Source organism: Ruminococcus sp. B05 (genome assembly GCF_003628495.1).
Taxonomy (GTDB): domain Bacteria; phylum Bacillota; class Clostridia; order Lachnospirales; family Lachnospiraceae; genus Schaedlerella; species Schaedlerella hominis.
Genome location: NZ_RBZR01000001.1, coordinates 309,141 through 326,191, shown reverse-complemented (window position 1 = coordinate 326,191; position 17,051 = coordinate 309,141). Strand labels below are relative to the sequence as shown.

The window sequence follows — 17,051 nt, the reverse complement described above, 5'->3', positions numbered from 1 at the left end:
TTCACCTTTCCTTTATCTTTTAGTATAAAACCAATTAGAAATATTACTTTTACATTAATACAGTGTGCGAATAATAAATTCAACAGCACCAAAAAGTAAAATACAGCCCCCGATTGTTACAGCAGTCCTTCTAAACTGACATCCCATCCAATAACCAATATACATACCGATAATGACCATTGATATTGTGGTAATCCCAATAATAAATACCAGTAATAAGAAATCTGTTTCTAGAAAGCCAAACCCGATCCCTGCAATAAAGGCATCTATACTTGTAATACAGGCCCATACAACGATTTGTTTTGCTGAAATTATCTCATCTTTTTTTTCTTCGACTGGTTTTTCTTTAATTGCTTTCACAATCATATAGATTCCAAGACCAAGAAAAATTAAAACGGAAAATGTATTTGAATTATGACCTACATCCATTCCCAATTTTGCTGCGAAAGGAATATTTGTCAACAGATTTCCCAGTATCATACTGATAACCTGCCAAAGAGTAAATATACTGCAGATCTTCAATAAATTCTTTTTTCTGATTTCTGACATCATCGCGCCTTTCGATAAAGCATATGCGAAAACATCCATTGTTAATCCAATCGAAATCAGAATAATCTCTAGTAAACTCACAATTTTCGCTCCCTTCTTCTTGATGTGCTTATTGTATCAGAAGATATTATCCATATGTAATATTCAGTCCTTTAAATATGTAACACAGAAAGGACAATTTTCTTAAAACTGTTATAAATCAAGGTACATTTTGAATTATTTGTATCCACATTCTATAATTGATTTTTGAAAAAACAGGATTTTTATTTTAAGAAAGATGTGTTATACTTATATCTCAGATGAAAACATTAAAGGGCTGAATTATTTGATATTTGATATTTTTTGAAGGAGAGTTATTTGATATGGAAGACAAGAAAGAACTGACTAAAGACCTGCTTACTGCATCCTTCAGAGAGCTGGTTCTTCAGATTCCTTTTGAAAAAATTACAATTAAAATGATCACTGATGGGGCTGGTGTTATCCGTCCTACTTTTTATAAACATTTTCAAGATAAATATGAAGTTTTGGAATGGATATTAAAAACAGAAATTAAAGATAAGATTCAAGTATTGATTGATAATAATATGGAAGAAGATATCTTTCGTTTATTATGCAACTGCCTGGAAAAAGACCATGCCTTTTATCGAAAAGCATACGAAATAACAGGACAGAATTCATTTGAGGAATTAATGAGCGACTATATTTATCATTTATTCTTACAAATTTTATCAAAATATCCATTAAAAGCCCCTGATAAGCTGGCTATTCTTACTATTGAAGCTATCGCTCGTTTCTATACTTTTGGATTAGCAGATTCTTTGAAATACTGGATTTGTCAGGACACACCTTTTTCAGGTGAAGAGGTTCACGCCGCTTATAATTATATTATTCGTAACTCTGTACTCGATCTATTAGAGTATCCTCTTAGATAAAATAAGCTCAGTCAGTTTTTAACCCCTGACTGAGCTATTCGTTTTTATGTATGTTTTACTGACATAATCGGTAATTCCATGACCGGTATTCGGGTTTATAAAAGAATATGCTTGGTCTATCATAAATAAACTTAAAAGAATAACACATAACGGAACTGCAATTTGTGTTTTCATTTTTCTTAAATAATTATCTAACATTGGAGCTATCAGATATACAAGAATCATTCCCCCTATGCCAAAGGTTAAAAGACCCTCTGCACAAATTCTACCATCTAGATTTAAAAAGTACCCTTGATAATCCCACCATTTTTTCCCATTAAACAAACATTCTGTATAATACGATGTCATATATTCAATTATCCCCGAAAGTATTACAATTGCTGTAAACTCCAGTATCGGTCTCCTACGCAAGCGATATAATAATGTAAGGATCAATAAGCTTCCAGCACCATAGATAGGAATCCATGGTCCGTGCAACATTCCACGATTTACAAATGTTCCGTCTGCTACCAAATGAAGGCTTACTTCCCATATCCATCCTGTGACACAAAAAGCAAAAAATATCAATATCAAAGAGATTGGTGAATATCTTCGCATATAGTTAATATGTCCGGCCTTTACATCTTTTTCCTTTTCAGGAATAGGAAACAATCTTGATGGATATCCTTTTCCTGTCAAAGCGTCCTGCATCAACCGGAATTTTGCATCCTCATATTGCATTTTCTCAAGTTGAAGCTCTTCTTTCCTTGGATAAAGTGTAATTCCAAGATTTCGCGCCATAAATCCCTTAATTCCCTTCAAATGCTCCGTCTTCTTCGGCAAATAATAATCCATAAATAAAACATCTATATACGCCTCATCCAATGTTAATGCATCCGCTTTTTCATATAAATATAAGTCATTAAGTAATTCTATTCCCTTAACGCAATTCTTTTTTGCCAAAAGTCTTACTTGGACATAAAACTCTGTATACGTTACAATCTTATATGCATTTGTATAAAACAAATCCGATATTCCTAATGTCAAAAAGCCTGCCATATCCCATAATAAAAAAGACATTTCCAATTTAAAGCATTCCCACTTGTATCCCCCCATCATTTTTCGAGATAATGTAATTGCTTCTTTCCAACCAATATCTGGATTTTCTGCTACAATATAGGGAACCAGATAATACGAATATCGTTTGATAACGCCTCCGATAATAGTGCATGCCCAAAGAGTCTGAAATAATACTTTCATCGCCAATGTTACCGCTACTTTACACCACTTCTTTACTTTTGCCAGAAATAAAATTCTTTGAAAAGGTACTTTATCGTATAATCTGCATTCCAGAACCATTCTTCTAAGAATTGTCTGAAGTACATTTTTGATAAACATCCATACTAAAAATAGCACAATAGCGGATAATATTATAAAAAGTGCAATTATAATATTTTTTGACAATCCAAGACTTTCTATTGCACTAAGCAATACTACAAGGAAATAACCTGAAGTAATATTATTTACTAAATCAGCCAGTATTCCCCTGCTTCTTCCAAGCACAATTCCTTTTTGAACTGTACTGTTTTGCGTAATTTCTTCTAATTTAAGATTATTTGCCAGTTTATAGGCCTCATCAATATGTCCATCTAATGCATCATTTAATATATCATCTAATGCTAATCTTGAATTATATTGAATAGCGTTTTTATTTTCTTTTGTTTTGCTATCCATTTCTGTTCGTTCTGTTCGAACAAAATTTAATGTAGATGAAAATTCGGTGCCAAACAGTGCCATTCCAAGACAAAGGATAAGTAACAGCCAATAGTGTTTCTTTACAACCTGCTTTGCACGCTTTTTCATTTCTTTTCTCTTAAGCATATTATCGTGCCTCCAATGTTCTTATATTATCATATTCTTAACCACTTTTCTTCATTATTTTAAAAGAATATCATAAAATAAAGAAAAAGCAGTTCTGCGACTTAAGAACTGCTTTTCAACAATAAATAAATTTGGCTTACATAAATCAAGTCGAACGTCCGTGAGACTTGGCGCGTGATTCTGGTCAGCGAAGCTGACATATTCCTATCAGAATCACTGCGCATCCTCGCGGAGCGTTTATCTCAGTCGGAGATTGGACTCCCACTGAGACAAATTTGTTATTACTCACCACCTGAAGAGGTGGGAGTCTTCTCGACTGAGATAAAACAATATTTTATAAATTGCCAAGTAATTTATCAACACTGACAATCTTAACACTCAATACAAAGATTTCTGCGGCCACTTTCAAATCTTCAAGTGTTGGGTATGAAGGGGCAATACGGATATTGCTATCTTTTGGATCTTTACCATATGGGAATGTTGCTCCTGCTCCTGTCATAACAAGACCAGCTTCTTTTGCTTTTGCGACAATTGCTTTTGCACATCCCTCCATTGAATCGAAGGAGATGAAATAACCGCCTCGTGGTGCAATCCATGATCCGATTTCTAATTCACCAAGTTCTCTATCAAGAGTTTCAAGTACTGCATCAAATTTTGGACGGAGTATATCAGCATGTTTTTTCATGTGTGCTACCATCCCATTAATATCTCCGAAGAATCTGGCGTGACGAAGCTGATTTACCTTATCGTGACCAATTGTCTGAACCTGCATCTGTTTGCGGATTTCTGCAAGATTTTCATCGGATGAAGCAATTGCAGCAATTCCTGATCCCGGAAAACTGATTTTTGATGTAGATGAGAATTTATATGCAAGGTTTGGATTTCCTGCTCTCTCACACTCTTCCAAAATTTCAATCAGCTGATCTTGTTTATCTTCATATAAATGATGAATACCATACGCATTATCCCAATAAATACGGAAATCCTCTGCTGCTGGTTTCAATCTTGCAAAACGACGTACCGTTTCATCTGAATATGTAATTCCTTGTGGATTAGAATATTTTGGTACACACCAGATTCCCTTGATTGCATCGTCTTCTGCAACCAGTTTTTCAACAACATCCATATCCGGACCAGTAGCAGTCATAGGAACATTAATCATCTCAATTCCAAAATGTTCTGTAATTGCAAAATGTCTGTCATATCCTGGTACTGGACAAAGGAACTTTACTTTATCTAATTTTGCCCATGGTGTACTTCCAAGAACTCCGTGAGTCATTGAACGTGCAATCTGATCATACATAACATTCAAGCTAGAATTTCCAAAGATGATAATATTTTGTTTAGGTACTTCCATCATATCAGCAAGAAGCTGTTTTGCTTCTGCGATTCCATCTAATACTCCGTAGTTTCTACAATCAACACCTTCCTGACAGATTAAATCAGTATCACTTGTCAATACATCCATCATTCCCATAGACAGGTTCAACTGTTCTGCAGATGGTTTACCACGAGACATATCCAGATTCAATCCTCTGGCTTTTACCTCTTCAAATTCTGCATCTAACTTTGTCTTTAATTCTTTTAATTCTTCTACGCTTAAATTTTTGTACGCCGTCATCTTTGTATCCTCCAATTTTTTCACTAACTAAATAGTAGTGTATACGATTTTTGATTTTTCTTCAACCTTTTCTTGCAAAAAATATTGTTTTTTTTACATTTTTGGTGTATTTGACAAGATTTATGAAGTTTTCAAGATGATTATATTCAATTTTTTAGCTTATGTTACATATTTACTTATATATATAGAATAATGAATGTGCTTTGCATATACTTATGCCTGCGGCGGTCGCTTGCGATACCTACATTGTACGTTGCAGTGTGCATCCTTAGCGGAGCGGTTTTTATATATTAGGAAATTGCTTTCCTAATATATAAAAAAACAACTCTCACTTTATATAAGCGAGAGTTGTAGGTATTATCTGTTTTTATTATTTATTTCATTACAATGTTAATGATTTTCTTAGGAACATAAATTTCTTTTACAATTGTTCCTGTCAATTTATCTGCAACGGCTTCTTTACCAGCTGCAATTGCATCTTCCTTAGATGCATCTGCCGGAATAGAAATAACAGCTCTTGTTTTTCCATTAATCTGTACAGGAACTTCTATTTCGTCATCTGCCATTTCTTTTTCATCATATACAGGCCAGCCTGCTTTGAAGATTGTTTCTGTATGTCCGAGCTGCTCCCACATTTCTTCTGCAAAATGTGGTGCAAATGGTGAAAGTAATACAGCAATTGTTTCCAATGTTTCTTTGTCAATTCCACCCGTCTTCTTGGCAAGATCGATAAATTTGTTATTATACTCCATAAATCCTGAAATAACAGTATTTAAGCTAAATGTTTCAAGACGAGATGTAATATCATATACAAGTTTGTGACGAAGTTTTACCATCTCTTTTGTAGCTTCAACATTGGCTTCTTTACTATCCATCAATAAATTCCAGAGTCGTTTCAAGAAACGGTTTACACCATCGATTCCTCTATCATCCCATTCTGCATCTAACTCAGGTGGTCCTACAAACAGTTCATACATTCTTAATGAGTCACATCCATAGTCACGCACAAGATCATCCGGTGATACGACATTACCTTTTGATTTACTCATTTTGATTCCATTCTTACCTGTGATCATTCCCTGGTTAAATAATTTATGGAAAGGTTCATCAAAATCAACGACTCCGATATCATTTAAGAATTTTGTATAGAATCTAGAGTATAACAAGTGTAATACAGCATGCTCTACTCCTCCAATATACATATCTACCGGAAGCATTTCATCCGCTTTTTCTCTTGAAACCAGTTCTTTATCGTTATGATTATCTACATAACGAAGGAAATACCATGACGAACCTGCCCACTGAGGCATAGTATTTGTTTCACGTTTTGAATCTGCGCCACATACAGGACACTTACAGTTTACCCACTCATCAATGGCTGCCAGTGGTGATTCACCTGTTCCTGTAGGTTCATAAGATTCTACATCTGGCAAACGAAGTGGAAGTTCTTCTTCTGGAACTGGAACGTTACCACATTTTGGACAGTGGATGATTGGAATAGGTTCTCCCCAGTAGCGCTGACGTGAGAATACCCAGTCACGTAATTTGAAGTTTTCAGTAGCTCGTCCGATACCGCGCTCTTCAATGATATGTGGGGCTTCTTTTTTCAGCACAGCTGATTCCATGCCATTCCATTCTCCAGAGTTGATCATTGTTCCGACAGCCTCTGTATATGCCTCTGTCATATTTTCAATTTCTTGTCCGTCTTTTGCAATAACCTGAACAATTGGAATACCAAATTTTGTAGCAAATGCAAAATCACGATCATCATGTGCAGGTACGCACATAATTGCACCAGTACCATAATCTGCAAGAACATAATCTGACAACCAGATTGGTGTCTTTGCTCCATTTAATGGATTAATTGCATAGCTTCCTGTAAATACTCCGGTTTTTTCTTTGTCCTGCATACGATCTACATTTGATTTCATAGAAGAGTCATAAATGTATTTCTCTACTGCTTCTTTTGTTTCAGATGTAGCTAATGATGCAGCTAATTCATGTTCTGGGGCAAGTACCATAAATGTTGCTCCGTAGAGAGTATCTGGTCTTGTTGTATAAACAGTAATTTTCTCGTCTCTTCCATCAATTGGAAAATCAACTTCTGCTCCGTAAGATTTTCCAATCCAGTCAGCCTGCATCTTCTTTACTTTTTCAGGCCAATCGAGTTTATCAAGATCATTCAGAAGACGATCTGCATAAGCTGTAATCTTCAGCATCCACTGACGCAGATTTTTCTTCGTTACCTCTGCTCCACAACGCTCACACTTTCCATTAACAACTTCTTCATTTGCTAAACCTGTTTTACATGAAGGACACCAGTTGATTGGAAATTCCTTCTCATAAGCCAACCCTTTTTTGAACATCTGAACAAAAATCCACTGTGTCCATTTGTAGAAATTAGGATCTGTTGTATTTACTTCCATATCCCAATCATACAATGCAGCAATTTCATTGATCTGACGTTTGATATTTGTAATATTTGCTTCTGTTGATATTGCAGGGTGAGTTCCCATTTTAATTGCATAATTTTCTGCCGGAAGACCAAATGCATCCCATCCCATTGGATGAACGATATAATATCCCTGCTGCAATTTATAACGGCTCCATACATCAGAGATTACATATCCTCTCCAATGTCCTACATGAAGACCATTTCCAGATGGATATGGGAACATATCCAGACAGTAATATTTTTGCTTTTTATTTCCGTTATCATCCATTCTAGGATTTACCGGATTTTCTTCCCATTTTTCACGCCATTTTTTCTCAACGGCTTTGTGATTATACACAATTTTCTGTGACATTATTATTCCTACCTTTCATATAAAATAAAAGCCTTTTCATCTCCATTATCAAGAGACGAAAAGGCTTACTTCCGTGGTACCACTCTTATTCATCCAACACTCTCTATAATGTCATGTCGGATGCACTCATTATATTCTATAACGGGAATGCCCGCTTCTGTCTACTACATGATTCAACAGAAGAACTCCAAGATGAGTTCAAAGAATTCCATCTTCTGCCTTGCACCAACCGGCAGTTCTCTGTAAGACTTTCTTCTTCTACTAATTCTTATCTTCGTTTTTACAATATTCTTCTTTATTATAAGAACTATTTATATAGAAGTCAAGTCATTTATCTAGGCATTCATTCGATTGAAATAGTCTTTTGTTTCCTTCACAACAACTCCACTTAATGTTAAAAGTGCAATTAAGTTTGGAAATGCCATTAATGCATTGAAAATATCTGCGATATTCCATACTGCTGCAACTGTCATATATGGTCCAAAAAATACACATAAAATATATAACCAGCGATAAGTCTTTACTGCTTTTTGGTTACGGTTAAACAAATATTCCAAACATCTTTCACCGTAATAGTCCCATCCTAGAATTGTTGTAAATGCAAAAAATACAAGACAAAGCATTAATGCAAAGGATGCAAATATAGGTGGAAATGGTAAGCCCTGCTGGAATGCAGCTGTTGTAATCTCGACACCTTCAAGACCTGTATTCCAAGTTCCTGTTATTACAATAGAAAGACCTGTCATTGTACAAATTACAATTGTATCAATAAATGTTCCTGTCATGGAAACAAGTCCCTGACGTACAGGTTCTTTTGTTTGTGCTGCAGCTGCTGCGATTGGTGCACTACCAAGACCTGATTCATTTGAAAAGATACCTCTTGCGATACCTTTCTGCATTGCTACAACCATTGTACCCATTACTCCACCTGCAAGTGCACTTCCTGTAAATGCTGATTTTACTATTGTCACGATTGCACCCGGAATAGCTGTAATGTGTGTAACCATAATAATCAAAGCGAGTGCCACATATAATACTGCCATAAATGGAACAACAATCTGTGAAACTTTTGAAATACGCTGGATTCCTCCGATTACAACCAAACCTACACAAACTGTAAGCACAAGGCATGAAATAACTGTTGCCCAAGAATATGTTCCACCAAACAAATTGACTGTATGAAGCATATCCGGGTCAAAGAAATTCTTAATTGCGGATGCAATACCATTTACCTGTGTAAAAGTTCCAATTCCGAATAATCCAACACCTGCTCCGAAAAAGGCAAATATCTTACCTAGCCATCTCCACTGTTTTCCCATACCATTTTCGATATAGTAAAATGGTCCACCCAGGACATGACCATTTTCATCTATCGTACGATATTTAATAGCCAGCAGGCCTTCTGCATACTTTGTAGCCATTCCAAAAAAGGCTGCAACTACCATCCAAAACAATGCTCCGGGTCCTCCGGCTGCAATTGCTGTTGCTACACCGACAATATTACCGGTTCCAATAGTTGCTGACAATGCAGTACACAAAGCTCCAAAACTTGTTACTTCCCCATGTCCGTCATCTTCATTTTTCACCATGAATTTTAAGGCTTTTCCAAGATGTCTTACCTGCAATAGCCCTAATCGAACTGTTAAAAGAAATCCTGTAATCAGGATTAGAATGATCAATGGAAGTCCCCATACGACCCCATCAAACCATGTGATAAAGTTGTTGATTTGCTCAAACATGTTTATATTCCTCCATCCTTTTGCCTGAGAGATTAACAGCAAATTGCTGCGTACACCTTCGGCGCTCTTCCTTTAGATTTTTTGAAGAGACTCTCCTGAGTTTAGTGCCTTATAGCACTGTAGACAAGAATACCACTCGCCGATAAATATTTCAAGATTTTTTTGAACTTTTATGTTTTTTTGTTGTTCATAATACCCCTTTGGTGTATAATAGTTATAAGAGATTTGAGCAGATTAATACTCAAAAATTTTTCTACATAAAGGAGAGAATTGCCATGGTAAATTTAATCACAGGTCCGAAAGGTAGCGGAAAAACACAGCAAATCATTGAACTTGCGAATGAGAAGGTTAAAACTTCTAACGGTAACGTTGTATTAATCAAAAAAAGTCACAGAGATACATACAGTGTAGACTTTAATGTTCGTGCAATTTGTATGGATGATTACAAAGATATCGAGACATTAGAAGAATTGGTTGGATTCTTATATGGTATGGTTGCAGGTAATCATGATATTGATACGATCTTCATCGATGGAGCATTAAAACAGGCAGATATCACGCTCAACAGCCTTCCAGATTTTCTTCAGAAACTGGATAAAATTTCTGCTACGAACAATATCGAGTTCTTTGTAAGTGTCAGTGCATCCAAAGAAGATATTCCTAATATTGATGATCCGGCATATAAGGTTTTATGTTAATCCTTTCGGATAGAATGAATTACAATTTATCATGACCAGCTAATCGGTCAAAAAAATCCTGCAAGAATTTTTCTTGCAGGATTTTTCATTGTTATTTTTATTTAATATTAATTACGGTATTTGTTTGTTTTCCTTCCTGATATTCTAATGTAATTTCATCTCCAACATTGTATTTAATCACATCAATATAATCTATAACTGAAATATCAAAAATCTCATCTGATTTTTCTAACATCATATAGTAATGAGAATTTCCATCCACTACACCTTGCACAATTTTTGTTATTTTTCCCGAAATAGATTCTGTTTCTTTAACGTTTTCATCTTTAACTTTAATACCATTTTCATACATTAATTGAACATATGCATCTTCACAGGCACTTACCGTATCGCCTATTGCAACAATTTGGTATTTTTGAACATTAACCATCGCATATTTTTTCACAAGTCCGGCATCATCCTTTAAAGCAATAAAATATGTCGGCTCGCTGGAAATATTTAAAAGCAACGGAAATGTAGCCTTATATTTCAGATTCTGTACCTGGCCTTCAGCAGAAGACATTGCCGAATCTTCTGTTGCGCCTTCCACTTCATAAAATTTTGTTTCCATAGTACGTTGATTCATAAGAACAAAACCAACATTAGATTGATCTCCGCTGACAGATGTTACACCTGTATATACCCAGACATCATCATCAATTGCCAGATAATTATATCCACTTGTTGTCATCAAGCAATCTTTCTGTCCTAAAATACTATTAAAGTATCCATGTTTTAGAGTTCCATGATAATTATATAATTCCACAAGTAAATCAGCAGAATAAGCCCGGTCTATCCATTCTGGTGCATCTTCTATTGCATAATCCTGTGTTTCTCCTGTAATTGCGTTACAAAGGACAACTCTTCCTACTGTTACGCCGCCAAACAACCCAATGTTATATTGTTTAACGGGACAGATCCAATATGGAACTCCCTCATCATTCACCTCAAAGCTTAATTCATTAAAAATATAAGTCGGATAATTAAAACGCAAATGACGATAAATATTTCTGTTAAAATGATCACTGGTTGTATACTTCATACCTTCGCTTAATTTGACAAGTTCAGTGTTTTGTGTTGCCATATCGATGCGAATATATGCCGGAATTCCTTCTTTTTGATTCGTAAACCATTTAATTAAACTTGCATAACGAAGCGGAGATACTCTAACAGGCTGATCCTTATAGTTAATCTGGCTATAAAGATCATCAACCTCAAACTGTGAAACCATATCCACCATACTTCCCATTTTACGATTTCCAAGAATCGTTGCAGAGTCTTTATCTAACAAAGGAATCTGATCAAATGATAATTCTTCTACATCTGTAGTAAATTTCCCGGTCTCTACTTTCAATAATTTCTGATATTTCTTTGCGTTTACAATTGGCGAGGACAACAAACTGCCGATTAAATAAACTGCAAGAAGCAAAATTAAAATTCCGGCAATAATCTTAAAGCCTAACAATCTTTTCATTTCAAACTTTGTAGGCTTTCTCTTTGCAAGATAAACCGCTCCTATTAAAACTACTACGATCAGCATGAACATCCATATCTCTGTTGCATGAATATTAATTGCCGGTAATGCTATATAATAATATAATCCTGCCAGAATCAGCACTGCTACTACCGATGCCAGCTTCCATTTTCCTTTTTTCATTTTTTCTCTCCTGCCTTTATCCAACTAAGCTTGTCATTTAACTACTATTAGAATCGTCTTCTCCAAAGTTCTGGCGATAATAACAATAAATATGGGAATATTTCTAATCTTCCAAGTAACATATCCATGCAAAAAACGATTTTAGATAATGCCGAAAACTTGTAGAAGTTTTCAACCGGACCGATTTGTGAAATACCTGGCCCAACATTATTTAAAGTTGTAAGCACAGAACTAAATGTTGTTGCAAAATCAAAATTATTAATAGAAACAAGTAATACTGATGCCATCAGTATCATTATATAGCATATAAAATAAATATATACACCTTTCATAGTACTTTCATTTATTTTCTTTCCGTTCACTTTTACAATCGTAACTGCCTTTGGATGCAACATGTTTTTTACTTGTTTTTTTATGCTTTTTAACATAATTAATAATCGTGAAACTTTAATTCCACCGCCTGTAGATCCGGCGCATGCACCAATAATCATAAGACACAGCAATATTGTTTTAGACAGTTCTGGCCACAGATTGTAATTTGCTGTACAAAATCCTGTTGTAGTAATAATTGCTGCTACCTGGAATGATGCATATCGGAATGCATGTAAAATATTTCCGTACATTCCCACAATATTTAAACTAATAATAGCTATGGAACCTGCAATAATTCCAAGATATGCATGCAGCTCTTCGTTTTTTAATGCTTCTTTCCAATTTCTTAGACGAAGGAGAAAATATAAATTAAAATTAACTCCAAATAAGATCATAAACACTGTAACTACACCATCAATATAAGCACTGTCATAATACGCAACACTGCTATTTTTATTGGAAAAACCACCTGTCCCGGCAGTACTAAATGCGTGTAATAATGCATCAAAGAAATTCATTCCTCCGAACATTAAAAATATAACTTCTGCCGCTGTCAATACAAAATACATTGCATATAAAATTCTTGCAGTATATCTTGCTTTTGGCACAAGTTTATCTGCTTCCGGACCTGGAACCTCCGCTCTCATTAAGTGCATAGAATCATCATCATCAAGAGATGTCAGTACCATAACAAAGACCAGTACACCCATTCCACCAATCCAATGTGTCAGACTTCTCCAGAAAGACATTCCCATTGGAAGGACTTCAATATCTGTTAATATCGTAGAACCTGTTGTTGTAAATCCAGATACTGTTTCAAAAAATGCATCCAGATAATTTGGAATGCTTCCGCTTATATAAAATGGGACAGCACCAAAGAGTGACCATAAAATCCATGCCGCACCAACAATTACTAATCCGTCCTTTGCATATATTCTTTTGTTCTTAGGAACTTTTCTTCCCAGCAAAAAATATATCAATATCAACACTGCACTTACTATCAGAAAACAAAAAGCACTTTTTTCCCCATATATCAAAGATATAACTGCCGGGAGCAATAGCACAATGCCCTCTACTCCCACCATTTTTGCTAATATATACATTATCATTTTCTTATTCATATCAACACCTACAACAAAATATCCTCAATATCGCGGATTTGTCTTTCCATTGTAATTACGATTACATTATCTCCCACCTGAATAGAATCATCTCCGTTAGGGATAATAATGTTTCGTTTACGTGCAATACATGCAATTAGGTTATTACTCTTTAATTGTAATTCTTTTAATGGAACATTTGTATAACGAGTTTCTTTCTTAACGATAAACTCCAATGCTTCAACTTTTTCATCAATAAGCCGATACATTGTTTCTACATTTGCACTTCCCTGTGAATTTTTTCGTGCCCGAACATAACTTAAGATAACATCCGCAGTGACTGTTTTTGCAGATACAATACTGTCAATCCCATAATCCTCTACCATCTGTGCACGTTGATCTTCATTTACTTTTGTTATAATTTTTCCTACATTCTGACTCTTTGCAAATAATGACAAAATGATGTTTTCTTCATCCATACCAGTCAGAGCTACAAATGCGTCTGCATCTTGAACGCCTTCCTCCATGAGCAGATCATGGTCTGTTGCATCTCCACAAATGATAGTAGCTTTTGGGAGCATCTCGCACAAATCTTCACATCTTTTTTTATTCAACTCAATAATCTTCACCTGCATTCCCAATCCGCATAATTGTAATGCAAGATAATAGCTTACACTTCCGCCGCCACAGATTAGAACTTTTTTAATTTTGCTTCTTCGACTTCCAAACACTTTAAAAAACAGTCCAATTTCCTTATGCGAAGCTGCCACATGAAGACGATCTCCTTCTTGAATTACATATTCTCCGTCTGGAATAAACACATCGGATCCTCGTTCTACCGCACAGACTAATACTTTAATCTGATACTGATTATTAATCTCCGCAAGAGACATACCTGCAAGCTTATTCCCCTTACCGATAAGAAATTCAACAAGTTCTACTCTACCTTTTACAAATGTTTCAACCTTACTGGCATCAGGGAACAAAAGTACACGTGAAATTTCTCCGGCTACTGCAAGTTCTGGATTTACTGCCATACTTAATCGTAAGTCTTCTTTAAGCAAGTCAATCTGTTTATAATAAATTGGATTTCTCACTCGCGCAATAGTATGTTTTGCACCAATCCTTCTTGCAATGAGACAACTAAGCATATTGCACTCATCTGTTGAAGTACAGGCAATTACCAGATCCGCCTCCGGTACACCGGCGTTTTTTTGCACTTCTGCATTTCCTCCCTCACCAGGAATACACATAATATCCAGTCGATTCATTGCCTCCATTAGTTTTTCTTCGTTACTGTCAATCAAAACAACATCATATTCTTCTGCGGAAAGAGCTTTTGCAAGCTTATACCCAACCTTCCCATCACCAATAATGACAATCTTCATTTTTCTTTTCCTCTACTTTTTTCTTTAGATTTCATCTATCTGAACAGTAGATGAATTATAGCACTTTTATATTGAAAGTACAATGATTTTATACAGATAAAACGTATTTATAAGTGTACAATCTTATTTTATAAACTTTTTTACACTATGGAAGGGAGTGGCTCACTTCCATAGTGCCACTCCCTTCTACTATTTTTATGATCTTCTTTTATATTATGCTTCCTGTGCTCTTGCTGCAATTTCTTTCTCCTGAACATCTGAAGGAGCCTGCTCATATCTAGAAAATGTATATTCGTAATTTCCTCTTCCACCTGTCATGGAACGAAGCACTGTACAATAACCAAACAGCCCTGTCATCGGAATATCTGCTTCGATTACCTGTTTACCTCCTGCAACAGGATTCATACCAAGCACTCTACCTCTTCGTTTATTCAAATCTCCCATAACATCTCCTGTGTAACTATCAGGAACTGTTACTTTCAAGGATGCAATTGGCTCAAGAAGAACCGGACCTGCTTCCATAAATCCTTTCTTAAATGCCTGGATTGTAGCTGTTTTGAAAGCCATCTCTGATGAATCTACAGGATGATAAGAACCATCATATAAAACTGCTTTAACTCCAACAACAGGATATCCTGCTAAAGGTCCTTTTAATACAGATTCCTGCAATCCTTTTTCTACTGCCGGGAAGAAGTTCTTTGGAACAGCTCCTCCTACAACTTCTTCTTCGAATACGAATGGTGTCTCAAGATCTCCGGATGGGCTAAATCTCATCTTTACATGTCCGTACTGACCATGTCCACCTGATTGTTTTTTGTACTTTGAATCCACATCGGAATTCTTTTTGATTGTCTCGCGAAATGCTACTTTTGGTGTTTCTAATGTGATTTCTACTTTATATCTTGCAGCAATCTTGCTTGCAGCAATTTCCAAATGCTGCTCGCCCATACCATACAACAGAGACTGATGATTTTCACTGTCATTAACAGCTTTTAATGTTACATCCTCTGCCATCATTCTGGATATTGCCTGAGATACTTTGTCTTCATCACCTTTATTTTTTACACGATATCTCATATATGTATAAGGTACAGAATAATCTGTCTTCGGATACAGTACTTGTGTATTTTTTGTAGCAAGTGTATCTCCGGTAGCTGTATTAGAAAGCTTTGCAACTGCTCCTATATCGCCTGCAAACAATTCTGATACTTCGGTTGGTTTATTTCCACACATAACGTAAAGCTTACCAGGTTTTTCTTCTGCGTCTGAATTAGGATTATATAATACATCATCTCCTTTTAATACTCCGGAGCATACTTTAATAAATGAATATTTTCCAATAAATGGATCTACCATAGTTTTAAATACATAAGCTGTTTTTGCTTTTGAAAATTCATAATTAGCCTCAAAAATATCATTCGTTGTACGATTAATACCAACACAAGTTCTTTTATCCGGACTTGGGAAGAAGCGAACAATATCAGACAAAAGATTCGCAACACCCTGAGCCTGTATATTTGATCCCATCGCTACCGGTACAATTGTTCCGTCCATTACTTCTGTACGCATAGCTGCACGAATTTCTTCGATAGAGAACTCTTCTCCATTAAAATAACGATCCATAAATTCTTCACTTGTCTCTGCAACAGCTTCCATCAAGGAATCTCTTAATATCTGAAGGTTTGGCAGACAATAATCTGGAATCTCACATTCCTCTCTCTGACCTATTTCTGTGTAACGTCTTGCTGCATTCTTAATTACATTAATATAACCTACTAATTTTTCATTTTCACGAATCGGCTGGAAATGTGGTGCGATTTTTTTACCATACCGTGATGTAAGATCTTCTACTACCTGTCGAAAACTTGCATCGTCCACATCCATCTCTGTTACATAAATCATTCGTGGAAGATTGTATTTATCGCAAAGTTCCCATGCTTTTTCAGTTCCAACCTGTACACCCGCTTTACCTGATACAACGATAACTGCTGCGTCTGCTGCACTGACAGCTTCCTCCACTTCACCTACAAAATCAAAATATCCCGGAGTGTCTAAAATATTAATCTTTGCTTTTTCCCACTCGATTGGAATCAAACTTGTTCCGATTGAAAAACCACGCTTCTGTTCTTCTTTATCAAAATCGCTTACTGTATTGGATTCTGAAACCTTTCCCATGCGAGTTGTTGCTCCTGATACATAAAGCATTGCCTCCGCAAGACTTGTCTTTCCACTGCCTCCATGTCCGAGTAATACCACGTTTCTAATCTCGTCTGTTCTGTAAACCTTCAT

Annotated in this window: 11 protein-coding genes, 1 riboswitch and 1 other annotated feature; of the genes, 2 read left to right on the top strand and 9 right to left on the bottom strand. The window is 35.7% G+C overall.

The genetic code is table 11. The annotated features are described in order from the left end of the window. Positions 1–54: 54 nt before the first annotated feature. Positions 55–630: a manganese efflux pump gene (locus D8Q48_RS01280; protein WP_121055140.1), complete on the bottom strand. Its 576-nt coding sequence runs from the start codon at positions 628–630 to the stop codon at positions 55–57. A gap of 281 nt (positions 631–911) precedes the next feature. Here D8Q48_RS01280 and D8Q48_RS01275 point away from each other — a divergent pair, with 281 nt between their 5' ends. Continuing rightward, on the top strand, positions 912–1,481 hold the full coding sequence (locus tag D8Q48_RS01275) for a TetR/AcrR family transcriptional regulator C-terminal domain-containing protein (RefSeq protein WP_117989191.1): 570 nt from the start codon (positions 912–914) through the stop codon (positions 1,479–1,481). A gap of 18 nt (positions 1,482–1,499) precedes the next feature. On the opposite strand, the gene D8Q48_RS01270 is transcribed toward D8Q48_RS01275, so the two are convergent. The 4 genes from D8Q48_RS01270 to D8Q48_RS01255 form a co-directional block, all read right to left on the bottom strand. Further along, positions 1,500–3,341 carry a DUF975 family protein gene (locus D8Q48_RS01270; RefSeq protein ID WP_121055137.1) on the bottom strand — a complete coding sequence of 614 codons (1,842 nt, stop codon included), beginning with the start codon at positions 3,339–3,341 and terminating at the stop codon, positions 1,500–1,502. 334 nt (positions 3,342–3,675) lie between these two features. Continuing rightward, entirely contained in the window at positions 3,676–4,962 is a 1,287-nt protein-coding gene (locus D8Q48_RS01265) for an aminotransferase class I/II-fold pyridoxal phosphate-dependent enzyme (protein ID WP_117989193.1), read from the bottom strand. Between the two features lie 374 nt (positions 4,963–5,336). After that, entirely contained in the window at positions 5,337–7,769 is a 2,433-nt protein-coding gene (gene leuS, locus D8Q48_RS01260) for a leucine--tRNA ligase (RefSeq protein WP_121055135.1), read from the bottom strand. A gap of 48 nt (positions 7,770–7,817) precedes the next feature. Next, positions 7,818–8,053, bottom strand: a binding site (T-box leader). Between the two features lie 51 nt (positions 8,054–8,104). Continuing rightward, positions 8,105–9,508, bottom strand: coding sequence for an alanine/glycine:cation symporter family protein (locus D8Q48_RS01255; RefSeq protein ID WP_117989195.1), 1,404 nt, complete (start codon positions 9,506–9,508; stop codon positions 8,105–8,107). Between the two features lie 2 nt (positions 9,509–9,510). Continuing rightward, positions 9,511–9,616: riboswitch (glycine riboswitch) on the bottom strand. Positions 9,617–9,783: 167 nt separating this feature from the next. Between D8Q48_RS01255 and D8Q48_RS01250 the strand changes: the two genes are divergently transcribed. After that, the gene (locus D8Q48_RS01250) at positions 9,784–10,206 is read left to right on the top strand and encodes a hypothetical protein (RefSeq protein WP_117989196.1); all 423 of its coding nucleotides are present in this window, start codon (positions 9,784–9,786) and stop codon (positions 10,204–10,206) included. A 97-nt stretch (positions 10,207–10,303) separates the two neighbouring features. Here D8Q48_RS01250 and D8Q48_RS01245 read toward each other — a convergent pair whose 3' ends face one another. The 4 genes from D8Q48_RS01245 to D8Q48_RS01230 all read right to left on the bottom strand — a co-directional run bounded on the left by D8Q48_RS01245 (position 10,304) and on the right by D8Q48_RS01230 (position 17,051). Next, positions 10,304–11,902, bottom strand: a complete 1,599-nt coding sequence (locus D8Q48_RS01245) for a CvpA family protein (RefSeq protein WP_118688005.1) — start codon at positions 11,900–11,902, stop codon at positions 10,304–10,306. A 47-nt stretch (positions 11,903–11,949) separates the two neighbouring features. Continuing rightward, positions 11,950–13,395, bottom strand: coding sequence for a TrkH family potassium uptake protein (locus tag D8Q48_RS01240; protein ID WP_121055133.1), 1,446 nt, complete (start codon positions 13,393–13,395; stop codon positions 11,950–11,952). Positions 13,396–13,403: 8 nt separating this feature from the next. Then, positions 13,404–14,762, bottom strand: coding sequence for a Trk system potassium transporter TrkA (gene trkA, locus D8Q48_RS01235; protein ID WP_121055131.1), 1,359 nt, complete (start codon positions 14,760–14,762; stop codon positions 13,404–13,406). A 213-nt stretch (positions 14,763–14,975) separates the two neighbouring features. Then, entirely contained in the window at positions 14,976–17,051 is a 2,076-nt protein-coding gene (locus D8Q48_RS01230) for an elongation factor G (RefSeq protein WP_121055129.1), read from the bottom strand.